The following is a 20,764-nucleotide window of genomic DNA, read 5'->3' on the forward strand; positions in this document are numbered from 1 at the left end:
GCTGCTCTGGCGCCCAAGATGCTTAGGTGATGCGGTGACGAGGGCGATCGCTTACATGGCCGTGACTCCCCGCGTGGTCTGCTTGCCGGCCATCGGTCAGTTACCGGCCAGTTGCGCACGCACGCGCGCGATCGCGGCGCGTACCTGGTTCGGCGCGGTGCCGCCCACGTGGTCGCGCGCGGCCACGGAACCTTCCAGGGTCAGCACCTCGAACACGTCTTCGCCGACCAGCGGGGAAAACGCGCGCAGCTGCTCCAGCGACAGGTCGGCCAGGTCGCAGTTTGCGTCGACGCAGGTGCGCACCGCATGCGCGACGGCTTCGTGCGCATCGCGGAACGGCAAACCTTTCTTGACCAGGTAGTCGGCCAGGTCGGTCGCGGTGGCATAGCCCTGCAGCGCGGCGGCGCGCATCGCTTCCGGCTTGACGGTGATGCCGCCGGCCATGTCGGCGAAGATGCGCAGCGTGTCGACCACGGTATCGACGGTGTCGAACAGCGGCTCCTTGTCTTCCTGGTTATCCTTGTTGTAGGCCAGCGGCTGGCCCTTCATCAGCGTGAGAAGGCCCATCAGGTGGCCGTACACGCGGCCGGTCTTGCCGCGCGCCAGTTCCGGCACGTCCGGGTTCTTCTTCTGCGGCATGATCGAGGAACCGGTGCAGAAGCGGTCGGCGATGTCGATGAAGCCGACACGGGGGCTCATCCAGATCACCAGTTCTTCCGACATGCGCGACACGTGCGTCATGATCAGCGAGGCGGCCGCCGTGAATTCGATGGCGAAGTCGCGGTCCGACACGGCGTCCAGCGAGTTGTGGCACACGTCGTCGAAGCCCAGGTTCTGCGCCACGCGCAGGCGGTCGATCGGGAACGTGGTGCCGGCCAGCGCGGCGGCGCCCAGCGGCAGGCGGTTGACGCGCTTGCGGCAGTCGGCCATGCGCTCGGCATCGCGGCCGAACATCTCGACATAGGCCAGCATGTGGTGGCCGAAGGTGATCGGCTGGGCCACCTGCATGTGCGTGAAGCCCGGCAGGATCGTGTCCGCGTGCTGTTCGGCCAGGTCCACCAGCGCGCTGCGCAGCTGCGTCAGCAGGGCGGTGATGTCGTCGATGGCCGAGCGCACGTACAGGCGGATATCGGTGGCTACCTGGTCGTTGCGCGAACGGCCGGTGTGCAGGCGCTTGCCGGCATCGCCGGCCAGTTCGGTCAGGCGCTTCTCGATGTTCAGGTGCACGTCTTCCAGGTCCAGCAGCCATTCGAACTGGCCGCCTTCGATCTCCGCGGTGATCTGCGCCATGCCGCCACGGATCGCTTCCAGGTCGGCGGTGGGGATGATGCCCTGCGCGGCCAGCATTTCAGCGTGGGCCAGCGAGCCTTCGATGTCGGCCTTCCACATGCGCTTGTCGAAGAATACCGAGGCGGTGTAGCGCTTGACGAGATCGGAGACGGGTTCGGAGAAGCGGGCCGACCAGGCCTCGCCTTTTTTGGAGAGTTGTTCAGTCATGATTAGGGAGGTCCAGGTAATCCGGCGATTATAGCCAACGTTGGCGCCCTTCCGTCCTTTTGTCGGCCGGTGCTATTGTTGTGTTTTTGAGTACAGGAGCCCACGATGAAGAAGTCGATCGCAAAGTTCGTGTTGTCCGCCGCCTCGGCCGGCATGGCCGCAAGCGCGTTTGCGCAGCCGGCCGCGGCCAGGGCGGCACCCCCGGCCGCCTCGCCCGCCGCGGCCGCTTCCAGCCCTGCTTCCAGCCCTGCTTCCAGCCCTGCTTCCAGCCCTGTTACCGCCATCGTTGCCGACGTGGCCAGCGTCGATTCCGTGATCGCCGCGCTGTACGACACGATCTCCGGCCCGGCCGGCAAGGCGCGCGACTGGGACCGCCTGCGCGCGCTGTTCCGCCCCGACGGCAAGATGATCGTGCATGGCCGGAACCGGGAAGGCGTATTCACTACCCGCGTGCTGTCAGTGGACGACTACATCGCCCGAGTCACGCCGCTGTTCGCCAAGGAGGGCTTCTTCGAATCGGAACTGGCGCGCAAGAGCGAGCAGTTCGGCCAGATCGCCCACGTGTTCTCCACCTACGAATCGCGCCATGCGAAAGAGGAGGCCAGGCCGTTCCAGCGCGGGATCAACAGCATCCAGCTGGTCAACGACGGCAAGCGCTGGTGGGTACAGTCGCTCGTGTGGCAGGCCGAGACGGATGGCAATCCGCTGCCGGAGCGCTACCTGGGAGGCCGTTGAATGGGGTTCACTGTCGATACGGACAAGGCGCGGCTGGACGTGGCGCGCATTCACCGGTACCTCGGCGAGGAGTCGACGTGGGCGCGCGGCATTCCGCGTGAAACGGTCGATCGCTCGATCGCCCATTCGCTCTGTTTCGGCGGCTACGTGGACGGCGAACAGGCGGCATTCGCGCGCGTGGTCACCGACCAGGCCACGTTCGCCTACCTGCTGGACGTCTTCGTGCTGCCGGAGTACCAGGGCAGGGGCTACGCTACGCGGCTGATGGATGCCGTCATGGCACATCCGGGGTTGCAGGGCTTGCGCAAGTTCATGCTCACCACCACCACCGCCGCCCCGCTGTATGCCCGCTATGGCTTCACGCCGCCGGCCATGCCGGAAGCGCTGATGGAGCGCGCTTTCGCGGATATCCACCGCCAGCGGCGAGACCGCTGACAGTCGCTTGTGCACCACGCCCGCCCCGAGCACGTTTGAGTTTTGCCGCCGACCTGCGTACATTAGCGCGCGAATGTCAATTTTGGCAGAAAAACATGATCGATCGGAGCGCGGGAACGATGGGCAAGCCTCACCACCAGAAAACACGAAATAAAGTTCGTCATTGCCTGCATGGGCGGCTGGCCGCCGGTGCCGTCATGGCGTTGGCGGTGCAAGCCGCATGGGCGCAGGAACCGGCCATCGGGAACAGCGTCCCGCGCGTCGAAATCACCGGTTCGGCGATCAAGCAGATCGCATCGGAAACACCGCTGCCGGTGCAGGTGGTCACGCGCGCGGAAATCGACAAGGCCGGCGTGACCACCGCGGCGGAGCTGATGACGCGCATTTCCGCCAACGTGGGCGGGCTGACGGACGGCGTGTCGATCAACGTGGGCGGCGTCGACCAGCGCGGCATGAACAGCGCCAACCTGCGCGGCATCGGCACCTCGTCCACGCTGGTCCTGCTCAATGGCCGGCGCATGGCCAACTTCGCATCCCCCGGCGACGATACCGGCGTGGACCTGAACAACATCCCGGCCGCGGCGCTGGCCCGTGTCGAAGTGCTGCTCGATGGCGCATCGGCGCTGTACGGCACCGATGCGATCGGCGGCGTGATCAACTTCATCACGCGCAAGGATTTCCAGGGCATCGAGCTCGGTGCCTATGGCGGCGGCACCGACGAAGGCGGCGCGGCCAAGCGGCAGGTCACGATCAGCGGCGGCATCGGCGACCTGCAGAAGGATGGCTACAACGTGTTCGCCACCTTCGATGCGCAGGAAACCGAGGCGCTGCGTTCGTCGCAGCGCGAATTCATCGGCGGGCTGCGCATTCCCGAGCGGCTGGGCCACCTGCTGTCCAGCTACACCAGCCCGGCGAACATCCGGCTGTCGCGGGACCAGCGCGATTACCTGAATTCGATCGGCTTCACGCTGGACGGCCGCGAACTGACGAACCAGACCATCAACCTGTCGATCCCGCAATGCAATCCGCCGGCCAACCTGTACCTGCCCGATGGCACCGGCGGCATCGATGCCTGCACCTACGACTACATGCGCGACACGGAGCTGTACCCGAAGTCGGCCAAGCAAAGCTTCCTGTCGCGTGGCGTGCTGGACCTGGGCGGCGGCCACCAGCTGTACGGCGAAGTGATGCTGAGCCGGGCGCGTACGAACTACGTGGGTTCGTCGACCCGCGTCACCGGCGACATCGACTACAGCCTGGTGCCGGCGCTGGCCGGAACCGGGCTGGAAAACTCGGAAGATGGCGACCGCATGCTGCAGCTGCGCATGCGCCTGCTGGAGGCGGGCAACCGCACCAGCGAGCTGACGAGCATCGGACAGCGCTACGTGGTGGGCGTGAACGGCACCTTCGGCAAATGGGATTACGACGTGGCCTACAACCATAGCGTGAACACCGTGAAGGACCGGGACACGCACGGCTATGTGCTGTACAACGAACTGATCGAAGGCATTTCGGCCGGCCTGATCAATCCGTTCGGGCCATCGAGCGCGGAAGGGCGCGCGTACCTGGAAAGCATCCAGGTCAACGACGTGGTGCGCCATGCCAAGGGCGTGATGGATTCGGTGGACTTCAAGGCCACGCGCACGCTGATGGCGCTGCCCGGCGGCGACCTGGCAATGGCGGTGGGCGGCGAATGGCGCCGCGAGAAAACCGACTTCACGCCATCCGAACTGCTCCTGACGGACAACATCAACGACGATTTCGCGCCGGAAGGCGGGCGCGCCACGCACGACAGCCGCAAGGTGGCCGCCGTGTTCGGCGAGCTGCAGGCGCCGTTCGCGAAGGCCTGGCAGGCGCAGCTCTCGGCGCGCTACGACCATTACGAAGCGGTGGGCCGCGCCTTCAGCCCGAAGCTTGGCCTGTCGTACACGCCGGTGAAATGGGCGATGCTGCGCGCTTCGGCGGGCCGCGGCTTCCGCGCGCCGTCGATGACGGACCTGCACCGCCCCACCGTCTACAGCGCCACGGCCACGCTGCCCGATCCCGTGCTGTGCGCCGAACTCGATTACAACTACGCCGATTGCGCGAACAACTGGGATACGCGGCGCTACAGCAATCCTGACCTGAAGCCGGAACGCAGCCGCCAATACTCGATCGGGGCGGTGCTGGAACCGACCCGCAACATCACCACCAGCATCGATTACTGGAAGATCAGGCGCACCAACCTGATCAGCGCGATCGGCGACGACATCATCCTGTCCAACCTGGAAAAATACGGCGACCTGGTTCATCGCGACGAAAACAATGAAATCGAGTACATCGACCTGTTCAAGGAAAACCGCGGCGCGCAGGTTGCCAGCGGCGTCGACCTGGTGGTCGACCTGCACGGTGTCGATACGCCGGCCGGGCGCTTCGGCGGCCGGCTGTCGGGCACCTATGTGATCGATTCGAAGATCCAGACCGCGCCGGGCGACCCGTTCATCAGCAACCTTGGCCGCTTCGTCACCGACGGCGTGGTGCAGCGCTGGCGCCACACCATCACGTTCGACTGGGAAAAGGGCCCGTTCTCGGCCAGCCTGTCGAATACCTTCTCGTCGTCGTACGAAGACCAGAATTCGGCGATCAACATCGATGACGGCAGCGTGGTGGAGCCGAACCACGTGACGTCCTACTCGCTGTGGGACATGTCCGCCGCCTGGCAGGCGAGCCGTGCGCTGAAAGTGCGCGCGGGGGTGCAGAATATGTTCGACCGCAGCCCGCCGTACTCGAACCAGGCGTACCACTTCCTGTCAGGCTACGACCCTACGTACACGGACCCGCGCGGCCGCCGCTTCTATGCCAGCGTGAATTACGCGTTCAAATAAGGAGAGCCGATGTCCAAGCCGGGGTCCAAGCCAGGGTTCAAGCCAAGTTTGAAGCCAAACCTCGCCGCGAGCCTCGCCACGCGTTTCGCCACGGCTTGCGTCATGCTTGCAGCGCTGGCCAGCCCGGCAGCCACGGCGCAGACCCTGGCACCGGTGCCCGAGGAACCGGCGGCGTCGCGCGCGCCGCTGCCGGCGGCCAAGGGTTCGCTGGTGATCATCGGTGGCGGCCTGCGTGCCGACAATGCCGATGTGTGGCAAAAGATCGTCAGCCTGGCGGGCGGCAAGGGCGCCCGTATCGCCGTCTTTCCCTCGGCATCGGGCAACCCGGAACGGGCGGCGGCCACCAGTATCGCCTACCTGAAGAAATACGGCGCCGAGCCGTTCGCGGTGCCGGTGGCCCAGCGGCTGGCCAACAGCGACTACCGCAAGGCGGCGGACGATGCGGCGCTGGCGGAAAAGATCCGCAAGGCCGATGGCGTGTATTTCGCCGGCGGCGACCAGGCCCGCATCACGCAGGCGCTGATCCGCGAGAACGGCACGCGCACCCGGGCGCTCGAGGCGATCTGGGACCTGTACCGCCGCGGCGGCGTGGTGGCCGGCACCAGCGCCGGCGCGGCCATCATGAGCAGCACCATGTTCTACCGGCCCGACGCGATCCTGGCGATGCTGCGCGGCGGCGTCAAGGACGGGCAGGAAATCGCCCCGGGCCTGGGCTTCATCGGCGACGACGTGTTCGTCGACCAGCACCTGCTGGTACGCGGCCGCTTCGCCCGGATGATCCCCGTCATGCTGGCCAAGAACTACAAGCTGGGGCTGGGGGTGGACGAGGACAGCGCGATGGTCATCAATGCCCAGCGCGAAGTGGAAGTCATCGGCTACACGGGGGCGCTGCTGATGGACCTGTCGCTGGCGGTCACGGACACCAGCCGGCCCGATTTCAACGTCAGCAATGTGCGCATCAGTTACCTCGACCGGGGCGACAAGTTCAACATCATCACGCAAAGCTTCACGCCATCGCCGGACAAGGCGGGCGGAAGGATGGACCCCGCCCGTACCGCGCTGCGCGGCCCCGTGTACAGCAACGATATCCTCGGCAACAAGGCCGTCGTCAACATCATGGAGCGGCTGATCGACAGCGACCAGACCGAGGCGATCGGTATCGCCAGCGGCAACCCGCGCTCGACGGCACCGGAAGTGGGCTTCGAGTTCCGCTTCACCAAGACGCCGGAAACGGTCGGCTACATCTCCAATACGGTCGAGGCCTATTCGGTGCTCAACGTGCGGCTCGACATCCGCCCGATCGATATCCCCAGGCCACTATACAAGTACCGCTGAATCACGCCGGCGATTGTATTGCTGAGCATGAAACAATAAATTTAAATTAATTGAATCCGCCCGGCGCGCCGGTGCGTATAAGGCCACGCTGTCTCCACTACACAAAGGGGAATATCGTGGTCAACCTGATTCAACGTTCGTTACCCGTTACACTGCCGTTCGCGCTGGCGCTGCTGTCCTTGCCGGCGCAGGCATCGAGTCACCGCGAAGCACCGTTCATCGCCGGCATGCCGCGCGCCGATGCGACGGACTTCTACATGTTCCGCAGTTACGAGCCCGGCCGCGAGAAATTCGTCACGCTGGTGGCCAACTACCTGCCGCTGCAGGACGCCTATGGCGGGCCGAACTACTTCCAGCTGGATCCCAATGCGCTGTACGAGATCCACGTCGACAACAACGGCGACGCCAGGGAAGACATCACGTTCCAGTTCCGCTTCGCCAATACCAGCCGCAACGACGCCTTCGTTGTCGGCGGCAAGAAAGTACCGATTCCGCTGATCATCAATGGCGGCGCCATCAACGACGTCAATCCGCCGGGCCTGAACGTGCGCGAAACCTACTCGGTGACCGTGGTGCGTGGCGACCGGCGGACCGGCACGCGGGACCGCGTCGGCAACCCCAGCGGCGCGAAAGTGTTCGACAAGCCGGTCGACAATATCGGCAACAAGGCGATTCCCGACTATGCCGGCTATGCGGGGCGGCATGTGGTCGACGTGACGATTCCGGGCTGCGACACGCCGGCGCGGATGTTCGTGGGCCAGCGCAAGGATCCATTCGCCGTGAACCTGGGCGAAACGTTCGACCTCGTCAACTACAAGTCGCCGGCCGTGGAATTCGATGCGAACGCCGAGCGCAGCGCGCGCGACGACCTGGCCGACAAGAACGTGACGACGATCGCCATGGAAGTGGCGGCCAGCTGCCTGGTGGCCGCCGGCGGCGCCGATCCCGTCATCGGCGCCTGGACCACGGCCAGCTTGCCGCAGGCGAGGCTGATCAATCCTGTGCCGAATAACCTGAACAGTACTACCAAGGAGGGCGGCGCCTGGACCCAGGTGTCGCGCCTGGGCATGCCGCTGGTGAACGAAGTGGTGATCGGCCTGAAGGACAAGGACCGCTTCAACCACAGCCGCCCCAACGGCGACACGCAGTTCCTCGACTACGTGACGAACCCCACCTTGCCGGCACTGGTGGAAACGCTGTTCGCGAGCGCTGGCGTGAAGGCGCCCACGAACTTCCCGCGCAACGACCTGGTGACCGTGTTCCTGACGGGCGTGCCGGGCCTGAACCAGCCTGTGAAGGTGACGCCGTCCGAGATGCTGCGGCTGAATACGGCCATCGCGCCGGTACCGAAAGGGGCGCAAAAACGGCTCGGCGTGATCGATGGCGACAATGCCGGCTTCCCGAACGGTCGGCGGCCCGGTGACGACGTGGTGGACATCGAACTGCGCGTGGCGATGGGCAAGCTGTGCACGCTGAACCTGGGCTGCGCGCCGGCCCAGGCGCCCTCCGGCGCGATCCGCTTCACCGATGGTGCCTACCTGGATGACGGCGCGTTCGACGCGGCGTTCCCCTACCTGACCACGCCGATCGCCGGTTCGCCGCAATCGGTCGCGTCGCGGCCATAAGGAGAGCACCATGAGAACGGCTTGTTTCGTGGCGGCCCTGCTGCTTGCCGGTTGCGGTGGCGGCAGTGGTGATTCGCCGGCCGGCGCGGGCCCGGCCGCTCCTCCTCCCGCCCCCGGCCCCGTGGCCGGGGCCGATGCCTTCGTCACCAGCGTGCAGGGCCTGCTCGGCCGCGATGCCGACGGCGAGCCGGTCGCGGTCGAGAGCGGGGCAACCCCGGTCGAGGACCGGGAACCGCAGGTGTTGAACTGAGCCGGGGCGCGCCGTGAAACGCATGCTCGCCACCGCGGCGCTGGCGCTGCTGCCCCTGGTGCAAGGGGCGGCGGCGCCGCGCACGCCGGCCTCCGGCAACGAAATCATCGCCGAACTGCCGCGGCAGGTCGATGGCCTGCGCACGTTGCGGGCCGCCGTGGCGGCGGCGCCGCGCGACCCGGCGCCCGCGGTGGCGCTGGCGCGGCGCTACGTGGCGCTGGGCCGCGGCAGCGCCGACCCGCGCTACTACGGGCAAGCCCAGGCGGTGCTGGCGCCATGGTGGGGCCGGCCCGATGCACCGAACGAGGTACGGCTGCTGCGCGCCACGCTGCTGCAGAACGGCCACCATTTCACCGAGGCGCAGGCCGAGCTGCGCCGCATCGTGGCCAGCGAGCCGCGCGCCGTGCAGGCGTGGCTCACGCTAGCCACGGTGCAGGCGGTGCAGGGCGACAGCGCCGGCGCGGTCGCCAGCTGCGCCAGGCTGTCGTCGCTGACCGGCCAGCTGGAGACCTTTGCCTGCCTGGCCGTGGCCGGCGCCAACACGGGCCGGATGCGCGGCGCGGAACGGCTGCTCGCCCTCGGCCTGGAGCGGGAAGGCGATGCCGCGCCGGACACCAGGACATGGGCACTGACCATGCTGGCGGAATTCGCGGCGCGGCGCGGCGACGTGCCGTTGGCGCAGCAGCGCTTCGCCGCCGCGTTGCGCGCGGCACCCACCGACAGCTACCTGCTGGGCGCCTACGCCGACTTCCTTCTGGACCGGGGGCGCGCGGCCGACGTGCCGGCATTGCTGCGCGACCATCACCGCAACGACGCGCTGCTGCTGCGCCATGCGCTGGCGCTGCGCGCGCTCGGCAGGCAGGAGGCGCTGGCGCCGGTGCGCGCCGAACTGCAGGCCCGCTTCGATGCCGCCGCGCTGCGCGGCGACGCGGTGCACCTGCGCGAACAGGCCCGCTTCACGCTGCACGTGCTCGGCGATGCCCGGGCCGCCCTGGCGCTGGCGCAGCGCAACTGGCAGGTGCAGAAGGAGCTGGCCGATACCCGCCTGCTGCTGGAAGCCGGGCTGGCGGCGCGCGACCGGACGGCGCTGCAGCCGGTGCTGCGCTGGATCCGCGAGCAGGGGCTGCAGGACGTGGTCGTTGCCCGATTGGCGGAGACGGCATCATGACAACCTTCGCCGCCTGTTTCAGGCTTCCGTTTTTGCTGCAGCTCCTGCTGCCGCTCCTGCTGCTACAGGCGCTGCCGGCCTTCGCGCACAAGCCCAGCGACAGCTACCTGGTGTTGCGCATGGACGGCAACCGCATCGAAGGGCACTGGGATATCGCGCTGCGCGACCTCGACATGGCCGTGGGCCTCGATGGCGACGGCGATGGCCGGCTGACGTGGGACGAGCTGCGCGCCCGGCATGGCACGATCGAGGCCTATGCGCTGTCCCGGCTCAGCATCGCCGCCGGCGGTGTGCCGTGCACGCTCACCGCCGGTGCCCAGCAGGTCGACCAGCACACGGACGGGGCCTACACGGTGCTGCCGTTGCGCGGCACGTGCGCCGCCACGCCGAAGGAACTGACCGTCGCGTACCGGCTGTTCGGCGATGTCGATGCGCAGCACCGCGGACTGCTGCGCATCGGCGCGGGCAAAAAGGGCGAAACGGCCCGCACGGCCATCCTTGGCGGCGAGCGGCCGGTGCAGACCGTGCCGCTGGCGCGGGAACACGCGGCCAGCCAGGCGCTTCGCCAGTTCCTCGATTACGTACGCCACGGTGCCTGGCATATCTGGATCGGCTACGACCACGTGCTGTTCCTCGTCTCGCTGCTGCTGCCGGCCGTGCTGGTGCGGCGCGAGGGCGGCTGGCGGCACGTGCCGGCATTCCGGGTTGCCGCCACCGACGTGCTGAAGACGGTGACGGCGTTCACGCTGGCCCATTCGCTGACGCTGGCACTGGCCGCGCTGGGCGTGGTCGCGCCGCCGGCGCGCTGGGTCGAATCGGCGATCGCCGCTTCCGTCGTGGTGGCCGCCCTGAACAATGTATGGCCTGTGATCCCGGGGCCGCGCTGGGCGGCGGCATTGCTGTTCGGCCTGGTGCACGGCTTCGGCTTTGCCGGCGTGCTGGCCGACCTGGGCTTGCCGCGCGGGGCGCTGGCGGCGTCGCTGTCCGGCTTCAACCTGGGCGTGGAGCTGGGCCAGCTGGCGATCGTGGCCGTGGTCCTGCCGCTGGCGTTCGCACTGCGCGCCACGCATGTCTACCGCCGCGTGTTGCTGCCGGGTGCCTCGCTGGCGATCGCCGTGATGGCCGTGGTCTGGCTGGGCGAGCGCGCCTTCGATGTCAGTGCCGTCGACCTGCTCGCATCGAATGTCCTTTTCTCTGGAGCCTGACATGTGGCGAACCATTTTCACCGCGGGCGGCCTGCTCGCGGCGACCTGCTGCGCGGCAGCCGAACCCGGCATGGCCGTGGTCCAGGTCACCGGCCAGCGCGATGGCGGCGCCGATGCGGCCAGCGCCGGCAGCGTGGGCGCGGCCGAGATCGCGGCCCGGCCGCTGCTGCGTACCGGCGAACTGCTCGAATTCGTGCCGGGCCTCGCCGTCACCCAGCACAGCGGCGACGGCAAGGCCAACCAGTATTTCCTGCGCGGTTTCAACCTCGACCACGGCACCGATTTCGCCACCTTCGTCGACGGCATGCCCGTCAACATGCGCAGCCATGCGCACGGCCAGGGGTATTCGGACCTGAACTTCGTGATGCCGGAGCTGGTGCGGCGCATCGATTACCGCAAGGGGCCGTATGCCGCCGGCGACGGCGATTTCGCTTCGGCGGGCAGCGCGCGCATCGGGCTGGCCGACACCGTGCCGGATACCGCCAGCATCACGGCGGGCCAGCGTGGCTACCGGCGCGCGGTGCTGGCCGGGACGACAGTGGCCGGTACTTCAGCGGACAGGCTGCTGTATGGCCTCGAAGTGCAGCGCAACGACGGGCCCTGGACCGTTCCGGAAGACGTGCGCCGTTTCTCCGGCGTACTGCGCTGGAGCGGCGGAAGCGGGGAAGGCGGCGCCGAAGATGGCTGGTACGTGACGGCCATGGCCTACCGCAACCGCTGGCGCGCGACGGACCAGATCCCGCTGCGCGCCGTGGCGCAGGTCGGCCGCTTTGGCAGCCTCGATGCCAGCGACGGCGGCCGGGCCTCGCGCTACAGCCTGTCCGCCGGCCGGCAGGGGCCGTGGGGCGGTGGCCGCGTCGAACTGAACGCGTGGGCGGTGCGCTCGGCGCTCGACCTGTACAGCAATTTCACCTACGCGCTGGACCGGCCGGACGACGGCGACCAGTTCCGCCAGGGCGAGCGGCGCCTGATGCTGGGCGGCGATGCGGAGTATGCGTGGCGCGGCACGCTGGCCGGGCTGGAACTGGACAACCGCGCCGGCGTGCAGGTGCGCAGCGACCGGGTGTCGCCAGTCGGGCTGTACACGACCGTGGCACGGCGCACCACGGCCACCGTGCGCGAAGACCGCGTGAAGGAGAGCAGCGCGGGCGTGTTCGCCGAGAGCTCGGTGCAGTGGACGCCGTGGCTGCGCACGGTCACCGGACTGCGCGGCGACGCCTACCGCTTCGATGTCGACGGGCGCCGCGCCGATGCCACGATCGCCACGCCGAAGCTGGCCGTGATTGCCGGGCCGTGGCGCAAGACCGAACTGTTCTTCAATGCCGGCCATGGCTTCCACAGCAACGATGCGCGGGGCGTGGTGGATGGCGTGACGCCGCTGGTGCGCACGCGCGGCATGGAGCTAGGCCTGCGCAGCGAGCTGGCGCCGGGGCTGGAGACATCGCTGACGGCATGGCGCCTGGGCAGCGCTTCGGAGCTGGTCTACGTGGGCGATGCCGGCACCACGGAGCCGAGCCGCGCCAGCCGGCGGCGTGGCATCGAGTGGAATACGCAACTGAAGCGCGGGTCATGGCGGGCCGACCTGGACCTGGCCGTTTCGCGGGCCCGCTACACGCGGCCGGCGGAGGAGGGCGACCGGGTGCCTGGCGCGCTGGAACGGATGGCGACGCTGGACGTGCGCCATGCGCCGGCCGGCGGGCGCTGGTCGGCCGGCTTCGACGTGCGCTACCTGGGGCCGCGTGCCCTGGTGGAGGACGGCAGCGTGCGCTCGCGACCGTCCACGCTGGCCGCGGCACGCATCGGCTACCGCTTCGGCCAGCACACCCGGCTGGCGCTGGACGTGTTCAACCTGTTCGACCGGCAGGCCAGCGACATCGAGTATTACTATGCGTCGCGCCTGCCGGCCGAGGCGCGGGCCGGACTAGCCGGGCGCGACGACGTGCATTTCCACCCCGTCGAACCGCGCACCGTGCGGCTCACGCTCAGCCACGCGTTCTGATCACAGCACGCGCACCCAGGCACCCTTGTACAGTACCGGCCCGGTAGGCGCGTTCGGGTTCGGCGAGCCGCCCTTCGGCTCCAGGCTGACGGCCAGCACCGCGACATCCGGCCCCAGAGCCCGGTCGCTGAGCGCGATCGCGGCGCTGCCCCGTTCGTCGAGGATGCCCAGCGAACGCGGCGTGCCGGCCTGCGTGATGGCCCACAGCTGCAGCGTGCGGTCGCCAGGCACCGGCGTGCCGCTCACCGCGCGGATGGCGATCACCTTGTTGCGGCGGTCCGCCGTGACCAGTACCGCGGCCCGCGCGCTGTCGTCCGTCAGCGCGGCGAAGGTGTCGATGCTGGATGCCGGCTCCTGCACGGCAAGCACCACCGCCAGCGCCACGGCCGCCGCGGTGGAAGCGCCGGCCAGCATGCGCCACCATTGCAGCGCCTCGCGGTACCACGGCCGCGCCGCGCCATCCTCCAGGCGCAGGCGCTGGGCGATGCCGCGCCATACGCGGGCCGGCGGCTCCTGCGGCGGCGCGAATTCGGCCAGCGGCACCAGCCGGTCGCGCCATTCGGCCACCGTGCGGCGCAGGGCCGCGTCGCCATGCAGCCAGCCTTCGAAGCGGCGCCGCGCGCCACCCTGCAGCGTGCCGAGCACGTACTCGGCGGCCAGGCGGTCGCACAGGTCGGGATGGTCGCGGTGGTTCATGGCGCCTCCCCGCGTGCCAGGCAAGTCTTCAGCCGGTCCAGGCCACGGCGGATCCAGGTTTTCACCGTGCCGAGCGGCAGTGCCAGCTGCTGCGCCACTTCGCCGTGCGTCAGGTCATGGAAGAACGCCAGGCCGATGGCTTGCTGGTGGCGGCGTTCCAGCGTGGCCAGGCAGCGCGCCAGCGCCTGCGCCTCGGCCGAGCGCTGCAGCGCATCTTCCGGGCCGGGACCGGCCGTGGCCAGCGCGGCGACGATATCGCTGTCGAAACCTTCCGCATCGATTTCCACCGGATGGTCCTGCCGGCGCCGGATGTCGAGCGCCTTGTTGCGCACGATGGTCGCCATCCATGTCATCGGCGCGGCCAGCGCGGCCTGGTAGGTGGCGGCGGCATGCCAGATGGCCACGTAGGCATCCTGCAGCGCCTCCTCGGCCAGTTCGCGCTTGTGCAGGATGCGCAGGGCAAAGCCGAACAGCCGTGGCGCGGTGGCGTCGTACAGCGCGCGGAATGCTTGCGCATCGCGGCGGGCGGCGGCGAGCAGCAGGCCGTGCAGGTAATCCGGAATCTGGTCCGGATCTTTCGGGGTGTCGTAGGGCACGGCGCTCGGTGGCTGGCGGATGGTGACTGCAGGTTATCCTGCTTTGTCCGGGCGGGCAAGGACTGCCGGTGCCGCGGTTACAATGGCCGCCACATTTGTTTACAGGAGCTTGTATGCGCGCGTTTTCCCTCGCCGGCCTGGCCTGTCTCGCCTGCGCCGGCACGGCCTTTGCCGCCCAACCCGCCACCGTGCGCGTCGACTATCTCCACAGCGGCAATGCGCTGTCGGAGCACTACGCGCTGGACCGCGTGGTAATCGAGCCGCTGCCCTGGCCGGGCGACATGACGCGCACGCTGGACGATACCGACCGCGGCATCAACAAGGTGGAAGTGGTCGATGCGAAGACGGGCAAGCTGCTGTACTCGCGCGGTTATTCCACCGTGTTCGGCGAGTGGAAGACCACCGACGAGGCGAGCAGGGCGACGCGCGCGTTCGGCGAATCGGTGCGCTTTCCGAAACCAGACGCCCCGGTCAAGGTGCGCATCCTGAAACGGGACGAGCGCAACCAGTTCTCCATCGTGTGGACGGCCGACGTCGACACCGACGCGCTCGACGTGGTGCGCAAGCAGCCGCCGGCGCCGGCGCGGCCGATCCCGATCCGGGTCAGCGGGCCATCGCCGCAGAAGGTCGACCTTCTGATCCTCGGCGACGGCTACACGCGCGCCGAGCTGAAGAAGTTCGAGCAGACCGCGAAGCGCCTGGCCGACTACCTGTTCACCGTGTCGCCGTTCAAGGAACGCGCGCAGGACTTCAACGTGTGGGGCCTGGCCGTGCCGACCGAGGAGCCGGGCGTCAGCCGGCCGTCGACGAACACCCATCACGCTTCGGCGCTGAACACCCGCTACGACATCTTCGGCAGCGAGCGCTATGTGCTGACCACGGATAACCGCGCGCTGCGCGATATCGCCCAGCACGCGCCCTACGAGTTCATCGAGATCCTCGTCAACAACGATACCTACGGCGGTGGCGGCATCTACGGCCAGTTCAGCACGGCGGCGGCCAACAACGACTGGGCCAACTACCTGTTCGTGCACGAGTTCGGCCACCACTTCGCCGGGCTGGCGGACGAGTACTACACGTCGCCTGTCGCTTACCAGGCCAGCGCCGGGCGCCCGGAGCCGTGGGAGCCGAACGTGACGGCGCTGCACGATCCGGCCAATGTGAAGTGGCGGCACTTCGTCAAGCCGGGCACGCCGTTGCCGACACCGTGGCCGAAGGACGCCTACGAGGCCCATTCGCGCGAGTACCAGAAGGTGCGGGCCCAGCTGCGCGAGGACAACCGGCCCGAGGCCGAGATGAGCAAGCTGTTCGCCGAGGACCTTGCCTGGACCGGGCGCCTGTTCTCGCAGGCACCCCACGCGAAGACGGTAGGCGCGTTCGAGGGCGCCAACTACGAGGCCAAGGGTTACTACCGCTCGCAGCAGCAATGCCTGATGTTCGACCGCAGCGAAGCCTTCTGCGCCGTGTGCGCCGAGGCGGTGGGGCAGACCATCGATCTCTACTCGCGACCGGGAAGAAAGTAAGAAAGATAACAAAATGTTACTAGGTTCGATACCGCACAGTGGATATCGGTTGGAAACTTTATTCTGATCCCGTGACAGAACAAAACGCATTCAACAACGTACAAGAACGTACTCCGATAAAACCACTGGAAAGGTGTCTATCATGAACAAACTGCTCGCAACCCTGATCGCCGGCGTCTTTGCAACCACGGCCTACGCCCAGTCGAACGATGTCGCCAAGGCCCAGGCCGAAGCCCAGCAGGACATCGCCAAGGCACAGCAAAAGCAGGCCAAGAAAGTGGCCAACGCGGATGAAGACGTAGCGAAAGCCCAGTCGAAGGCCAATGAGAAGGTCGCCAAGGCCCAGGAAAAGGCCAACAAGGAACACCTGAAGGCCGGTGAAAAAGTGGCCGACGCCGATCCGGAAGACCGCCTGAAGGCTGAAGCCAAGGCCGACAAGAAGATCGCCGCCGCCGATGCCACGGCCGCCAAGAAAATCGCCAAGGCCGATGCCAAGGTAGCCGAGGAAGTGGCTGAAGCCGACAAGGAAAAAGCGCTGGCCGCCGCCAAGACCAATGAAGCCATCGCCAAGGCCAATGCCGACGTGAAGAAGGAAGCTGCCAAGCACTAAGCCGGCAGCGCAGTAAGAACGCCTGGGGCCGTGTTGAAAGACACGGCCCCGGGCGTTTTGCCGTTCAGTGAGCGACATGCGATGCGGTCAGGGGCAGCAACGCTGTAGCGCTGTGGTGTCGGACACCGGTGTTCGTTCCGGACATCCTGCGAAATCCGCGAACGCTATCGGCGGTTTCTGCGCCGCTGTTGCTTTCCGTGAGCCATTGACGCGGATCAACACCGCCTCGCGTCCGCCCGGCAATCTGGAACTTCTCTTGATCTGTTCGTATGGAGGAGTTCATGAAAAAGCCGATGGCATTGATCCTGCAAGGTGGCGGTGCGCTGGGGGCGTTCGAGTATGGCGTGGTCACGGCGCTGGTCGAGGAAGGCTGGTATCCGAGGGCGGTCACCGGTGTGTCGATCGGTGCGATCAACGCGGCGTCGATCGCCGGCGCGAAGGATGGCGATATCGCCGCCAGCCTGAAGAAGATGTGGCAGGCGATCACACTGCCCACCGTGCCGTTCCTGCCGGCCGACAAGCAGGCCGACCTGTCACTGCTGGGCAATCCGAACTTCTGGCTGTCCCGTACCGATTACTGGAACCTGGCCGGCTGGACCAGCTTCTGCACCACGGCGCCGATGCTTGCCACGCTGGCGGCCCACCTGGACTTCGAGCAGCTCAACGATCCCGCGCACATCCGCTTCGGCGTGACGGCCACCAGCCTGCACACGGGCGGGCAAACCACGTTCTCCAACCACGTGGCCCATGGCGCGCACGTGGACAGCTGCTACCACAGGGCGGTGCGCACGAAGCTCACGCCATCCCATGTCGTCGCCAGCGGCAGCCTGCCGCCGGGCTTTCCCGTCACCCGCATCGACGGCACCGATTACTGGGATGGCGGGCTGTTTTCCAACACGCCGATCGATTCGCTGCTGAACCTGCTGGAACCGGAAGAAATCGGCTCGCTGCCGATCTTCGTCGTCGACCTGTTCCCGACCGAGGGCCAACCGACGCCGGCCACCATGCAGGAAGTGCAGACGCGCACGATCGCGCTGCAATACCAGAACCGCTTCTGGGCGCAGTATGGCGGCGATGCAAAGCTCGACGGCTTCGTGGCGATGCTCGACAAGCTGGAGACGGTGGCGGCCGGCACGGCCGTGGAGGCGATGCCGGCATTCGCCTGGCTGATGCGCCTGCGCGCGCTGAAGAACCTGCACGTGATCGCCGCCACGCCGGCGCCGGCCGGTGGCGACCACGATTTTTCGCAGCAGGGCGTGGCGGGCCGCTACGAGGCGGGATACGCGGCGGCGCAGCAATACCTGGCGCGCACGGCGCCGCGGCCGCTGCTGCGGTCGGCTGCCTGAAACACGGTAACAGCAAGTGCCGGGGTCAGACCCCAGGCGGCGGCAGCAAGTGCCGGGGTCAGACCCCCGTTGCCGCTGGAAGTGCCGGGGTCAGACCCCCGTTACCGCTGGCAGCGAGCCCTGTCGGTAGCGGTGATGGGGGTCTGACCCCAGGGGCCGCCGGTTTCGCATGCAATGCCGACGCCGGAAGGGAAGACCGGTGTCCGACACCTTTTCCGGGAACATCACCCGGAAAAAGTGTCCGACACCAGCGCTGGCGCCACGAACTTTTCAGTATCGACGGCGCAGCAGAGCACGCGCTCGAAAGCGGTCGGCTGCTTGAAATACACGGACAGCAAGTGCCGGGGTCAGACCCCCGTCACCATTGGCAGCGAGCCCTGTCGGTAGCGGTGATGGGGGTCTGACCCCAGGGCCGCCGATATTCCATGCGATGCCGACACCAATGCGCTGGCGGGCGTAAAAAAGCCCGGGACTCATCCCGGGCTTTTCAGTATCGGCAGCGCACGAGAGCACGCGTTGAAAGATCAGTTCGGCAGCAACCCGGTCGGCTTGATCCGGGTCGGCATCGGTTTGCCCTTCTTCGCGCGCTTGCCGAAGTGTTCGCCCTCGGCCAGCGCGTTCGGCGTCATCCTCTCTTCCTTGACCTTTTGCGCGTTGCCGATGCCGATGACGGTCACGCCTTTCTGCGTGATCGCGCAGGCGGCCACCAGTTTTTCCTTCGGCTCCAGTTCCATCAGCGTCACGCCGCGGCCGCCGTTCGACAGCACCTTCATCTCGTCCATGCCGAACACCAGCAGGCGCGCCTTCTCGGACACCACGGCGATCGCGCTGGCCTCGGGCAGCACCACGGTGGGTGCCAGCGGCTTGGCGCCATCGTCCAGCGTGAGGAACGACTTGCCGCTCTTCTGGCGGCTGACCATGTCGCCCGCCTTGGTGACGAAGCCGAAGCCGGCATCGGAGGCCATCAGCAGTTGCGTCGAGGCGGGGCCGGCGAAGTAGTGCAGAAGGCGCGCGCCGCCGGACAGGTCGACCAGCGTGGTGATCGGCACGCCGTCGCCGCGCGCGTTCGGCAACGCGGCCACCGGCACCGAGTACACGCGGCCGTTGTCGCCGAAGCCGAGCAGGGTGTCGACGGTGCGGCATTCGATCGCATCGTGCAGCGCATCGCCGGCCTTGAAGGTGAACTGGCCGCGGTCATGGCCGATGCCGGTGCGCGCGCGCACCCAGCCCTTCTGCGAAATGATCACGGTGACCGGTTCGTCGACGATCTTCTGTTCGACGGTGGCGCGCTGCGCTTCCTCGATCAGCGTGCGGCGCGCATCGCCATACTGCTTGGCGTCGGCTTCGATCTCGCGGATGATCAGCCGCTTCATCGACGAAGGATTGTCGAGCAGGTCCTGCAACGTGCCCTTTTCCTTGCGCAGCTCGGCCAGTTCCTGCTGGATCTTGATCGCTTCCAGCCGTGCCAGCTGGCGCAGGCGGATTTCCAGGATATCCTCGGCCTGCCGGTCGGACAGGTTGAAGCGGGCGATCAGCGCCTGCTTCGGTTCGTCCGCATTGCGGATGATGTGGATCACCTCGTCGATGTTCAGCAGGATCGTTTCGCGGCCTTCCAGGATATGGATGCGGTCGTCGACCTTGGCCAGGCGGTGTTGAGTACGGCGCGTAACCGTGGCGAAGCGGAAGGCGATCCACTCCGTGAGGATCTCGGTCAGGCCCTTCTGGCGCGGGCGGCCATCGCCGCCGATCATCACCAGGTTCATCGGCGCCGACGTTTCCAGCGACGTATGCGCCAGCAGCATCAGCATGAATTCGTTCTGGTCCTGGTTCTTCGATTTCGGCTCGAACACCAGGCGCACCGGCGCGGCGCGGCCCGATTCATCGCGGATCGTGTCCAGCGCGCCGAGGATCTGCTGCTTCAGCGCCAGCTGTTCCGGCGACAGCGCCTTCTTGCCCAGCTTGACCTTCGGATTGGTCAATTCCTCGATTTCTTCCAGCACCTTCTGTGCCGAGGTGCCGGGCGGCAGTTCGTACACGACAGCCTGCCACTGGCCGCGCGCCAGTTCCTCGATCTTCCAGCGGGCCCGCACCTTCATGCTGCCGCGGCCGGAGGCGTACATGTCGGCGATCTGCGCCTGCGGCGTGATCAGCTGGCCGCCGCCCGGGAAGTCCGGGCCCGGCATCAGGTCCATCAGCTCGGCGTGCGTGATCTTCGGGTTGCGGATCAGCGCCACGGTGGCCGCGGCCACTTCGCGCAGGTTGTGCGACGGTATCTCGGTGGCCATGCCGACCGCGATGCCGGAAGCGCCGTTCAGCAGCGCCATCGGCAGGCGCGCCGGCAGCAGCGCCGGCTCTTCCGTCGAACCGTCGTAGTTCGGGATGAAGTCCACGGTGCCGTGGTCGATCTCGTCGAGCAGGAGTTTCGCAATTGGCGTCAGGCGCGCTTCGGTATAACGCATCGCCGCGGCACCATCGCCGTCGCGCGAGCCGAAGTTGCCCTGGCCATCGATCAGCGGGTAGCGCAGCGAGAAGTCCTGCGCCATGCGTACCAGCGCGTCGTACACCGACTGGTCGCCGTGCGGGTGCAGCTTGCCCAGCACGTCGCCGACCACGGTGGCGGACTTGCGGGGCTTGGCCGTGGCGTTCAGCCCCAGTTCGTTCATCGAATACAGGATGCGGCGCTGCACCGGCTTCTGGCCGTCGCACACGTCGGGCAGGGCGCGGCCCTTGACTACGGAGATCGCGTAGTCGAGGTAGGCGCGTTCGGCAAAGGTGGACAGGGTCAGCGATTCGCCGCCGTTGCCGTCGTTGCCGCCATTCCCGTTATTGCCGGGGGTCTCGTCGAAGAGGTTTGCTTGATTGGACATCGTTTCGTATTCG

The 20,764-nt window shown here is 67.4% G+C and carries 16 protein-coding genes; 12 read left to right on the plus strand and 4 right to left on the minus strand.

Annotated features, from left to right (window positions below; genetic code table 11):
• Positions 1-96: 96 nt before the first annotated feature.
• Positions 97-1,497, minus strand: coding sequence for an argininosuccinate lyase (gene argH / locus EYF70_RS01875; protein ID WP_131143879.1), 1,401 nt, complete (start codon positions 1,495-1,497; stop codon positions 97-99).
• A gap of 105 nt (positions 1,498-1,602) precedes the next feature.
• Between argH and EYF70_RS01880 the strand changes: the two genes are divergently transcribed.
• The 9 genes from EYF70_RS01880 (at position 1,603) to EYF70_RS01920 (ending at position 13,113) form a co-directional block, all read left to right on the plus strand.
• Positions 1,603-2,232, plus strand: a complete 630-nt coding sequence (locus EYF70_RS01880; RefSeq protein ID WP_229420664.1) for a hypothetical protein — start codon at positions 1,603-1,605, stop codon at positions 2,230-2,232.
• On the plus strand, positions 2,233-2,667 hold the full coding sequence (locus tag EYF70_RS01885) for a GNAT family N-acetyltransferase (protein ID WP_131143880.1): 435 nt from the start codon (positions 2,233-2,235) through the stop codon (positions 2,665-2,667).
• Positions 2,668-2,762: 95 nt separating this feature from the next.
• The gene (locus EYF70_RS01890) at positions 2,763-5,531 is read left to right on the plus strand and encodes a TonB-dependent receptor (protein WP_371861698.1); all 2,769 of its coding nucleotides are present in this window, start codon (positions 2,763-2,765) and stop codon (positions 5,529-5,531) included.
• 48 nt (positions 5,532-5,579) lie between these two features.
• Entirely contained in the window at positions 5,580-6,866 is a 1,287-nt protein-coding gene (locus EYF70_RS01895; RefSeq protein ID WP_229420665.1) for a cyanophycinase, read from the plus strand.
• Positions 6,867-6,991: 125 nt separating this feature from the next.
• A complete protein-coding gene (locus EYF70_RS01900) occupies positions 6,992-8,491 on the plus strand; it encodes a DUF4331 domain-containing protein (protein ID WP_229420974.1) in 1,500 nt (499 codons plus the stop codon).
• A gap of 10 nt (positions 8,492-8,501) precedes the next feature.
• A complete protein-coding gene (locus EYF70_RS01905) occupies positions 8,502-8,741 on the plus strand; it encodes a hypothetical protein (RefSeq protein WP_131143881.1) in 240 nt (79 codons plus the stop codon).
• Positions 8,742-8,763: 22 nt separating this feature from the next.
• Positions 8,764-9,909 carry a tetratricopeptide repeat protein gene (locus EYF70_RS01910; protein WP_131148844.1) on the plus strand — a complete coding sequence of 382 codons (1,146 nt, stop codon included), beginning with the start codon at positions 8,764-8,766 and terminating at the stop codon, positions 9,907-9,909.
• Positions 9,906-11,114: a HupE/UreJ family protein gene (locus EYF70_RS01915; protein WP_131143882.1), complete on the plus strand. Its 1,209-nt coding sequence runs from the start codon at positions 9,906-9,908 to the stop codon at positions 11,112-11,114. Before EYF70_RS01910 ends, EYF70_RS01915 begins: the two co-directional genes overlap by 4 nt.
• A 1-nt stretch (position 11,115) precedes the next feature.
• Positions 11,116-13,113: a TonB-dependent receptor gene (locus EYF70_RS01920; RefSeq protein WP_131143883.1), complete on the plus strand. Its 1,998-nt coding sequence runs from the start codon at positions 11,116-11,118 to the stop codon at positions 13,111-13,113.
• On the opposite strand, the gene EYF70_RS01925 is transcribed toward EYF70_RS01920, so the two are convergent.
• On the minus strand, positions 13,114-13,809 hold the full coding sequence (locus EYF70_RS01925; RefSeq protein WP_131143884.1) for an anti-sigma factor: 696 nt from the start codon (positions 13,807-13,809) through the stop codon (positions 13,114-13,116).
• Positions 13,806-14,405 carry a sigma-70 family RNA polymerase sigma factor gene (locus EYF70_RS01930; RefSeq protein WP_371861699.1) on the minus strand — a complete coding sequence of 200 codons (600 nt, stop codon included), beginning with the start codon at positions 14,403-14,405 and terminating at the stop codon, positions 13,806-13,808. The genes EYF70_RS01925 and EYF70_RS01930 overlap by 4 nt, the downstream gene beginning before the upstream one ends.
• Before the next feature lie 113 nt (positions 14,406-14,518).
• On the opposite strand from EYF70_RS01930, the gene EYF70_RS01935 reads away from it, so the two are divergent.
• The 3 genes from EYF70_RS01935 to EYF70_RS01945 all read left to right on the plus strand — a co-directional run bounded on the left by EYF70_RS01935 (position 14,519) and on the right by EYF70_RS01945 (position 17,884).
• On the plus strand, positions 14,519-15,928 hold the full coding sequence (locus EYF70_RS01935; protein WP_131143885.1) for an IgA Peptidase M64: 1,410 nt from the start codon (positions 14,519-14,521) through the stop codon (positions 15,926-15,928).
• Positions 15,929-16,070: 142 nt separating this feature from the next.
• A complete protein-coding gene (locus tag EYF70_RS01940) occupies positions 16,071-16,538 on the plus strand; it encodes a hypothetical protein (protein ID WP_131143886.1) in 468 nt (155 codons plus the stop codon).
• 281 nt (positions 16,539-16,819) lie between these two features.
• Positions 16,820-17,884 (plus strand): patatin-like phospholipase family protein, encoded by a 1,065-nt coding sequence (locus tag EYF70_RS01945; RefSeq protein ID WP_165497554.1) that lies wholly within the window; start codon positions 16,820-16,822, stop codon positions 17,882-17,884.
• A gap of 524 nt (positions 17,885-18,408) precedes the next feature.
• On the opposite strand, the gene parC is transcribed toward EYF70_RS01945, so the two are convergent.
• Entirely contained in the window at positions 18,409-20,751 is a 2,343-nt protein-coding gene (parC, locus tag EYF70_RS01950) for a DNA topoisomerase IV subunit A (protein ID WP_131143888.1), read from the minus strand.
• Between the last annotated feature and the right edge of the window lie 13 nt (positions 20,752-20,764).

This window comes from Pseudoduganella albidiflava (genome assembly GCF_004322755.1).
Lineage (GTDB): Bacteria > Pseudomonadota > Gammaproteobacteria > Burkholderiales > Burkholderiaceae_D > Rugamonas > Rugamonas albidiflava.

Bases quoted from the DNA above. Each gene is read 5' to 3' on its own strand.
- argH (WP_131143879.1), bottom strand. From the start codon at position 1,497: ATGACTGAACAACTCTCCAAAAAAGGCGAGGCCTGGTCGGCCCGCTTC.
- EYF70_RS01880 (WP_229420664.1), top strand. From the start codon at position 1,603: ATGAAGAAGTCGATCGCAAAGTTCGTGTTGTCCGCCGCCTCGGCCGGC.
- EYF70_RS01885 (WP_131143880.1), top strand. From the start codon at position 2,233: ATGGGGTTCACTGTCGATACGGACAAGGCGCGGCTGGACGTGGCGCGC.
- EYF70_RS01890 (WP_371861698.1), top strand. From the start codon at position 2,763: ATGATCGATCGGAGCGCGGGAACGATGGGCAAGCCTCACCACCAGAAA.
- EYF70_RS01905 (WP_131143881.1), top strand. From the start codon at position 8,502: ATGAGAACGGCTTGTTTCGTGGCGGCCCTGCTGCTTGCCGGTTGCGGT.
- EYF70_RS01910 (WP_131148844.1), top strand. From the start codon at position 8,764: ATGCTCGCCACCGCGGCGCTGGCGCTGCTGCCCCTGGTGCAAGGGGCG.
- EYF70_RS01915 (WP_131143882.1), top strand. From the start codon at position 9,906: ATGACAACCTTCGCCGCCTGTTTCAGGCTTCCGTTTTTGCTGCAGCTC.
- EYF70_RS01920 (WP_131143883.1), top strand. From the start codon at position 11,116: ATGTGGCGAACCATTTTCACCGCGGGCGGCCTGCTCGCGGCGACCTGC.
- EYF70_RS01925 (WP_131143884.1), bottom strand. From the start codon at position 13,809: ATGAACCACCGCGACCATCCCGACCTGTGCGACCGCCTGGCCGCCGAG.
- EYF70_RS01935 (WP_131143885.1), top strand. From the start codon at position 14,519: ATGCGCGCGTTTTCCCTCGCCGGCCTGGCCTGTCTCGCCTGCGCCGGC.
- EYF70_RS01940 (WP_131143886.1), top strand. From the start codon at position 16,071: ATGAACAAACTGCTCGCAACCCTGATCGCCGGCGTCTTTGCAACCACG.
- EYF70_RS01945 (WP_165497554.1), top strand. From the start codon at position 16,820: ATGAAAAAGCCGATGGCATTGATCCTGCAAGGTGGCGGTGCGCTGGGG.
- parC (WP_131143888.1), bottom strand. From the start codon at position 20,751: ATGTCCAATCAAGCAAACCTCTTCGACGAGACCCCCGGCAATAACGGG.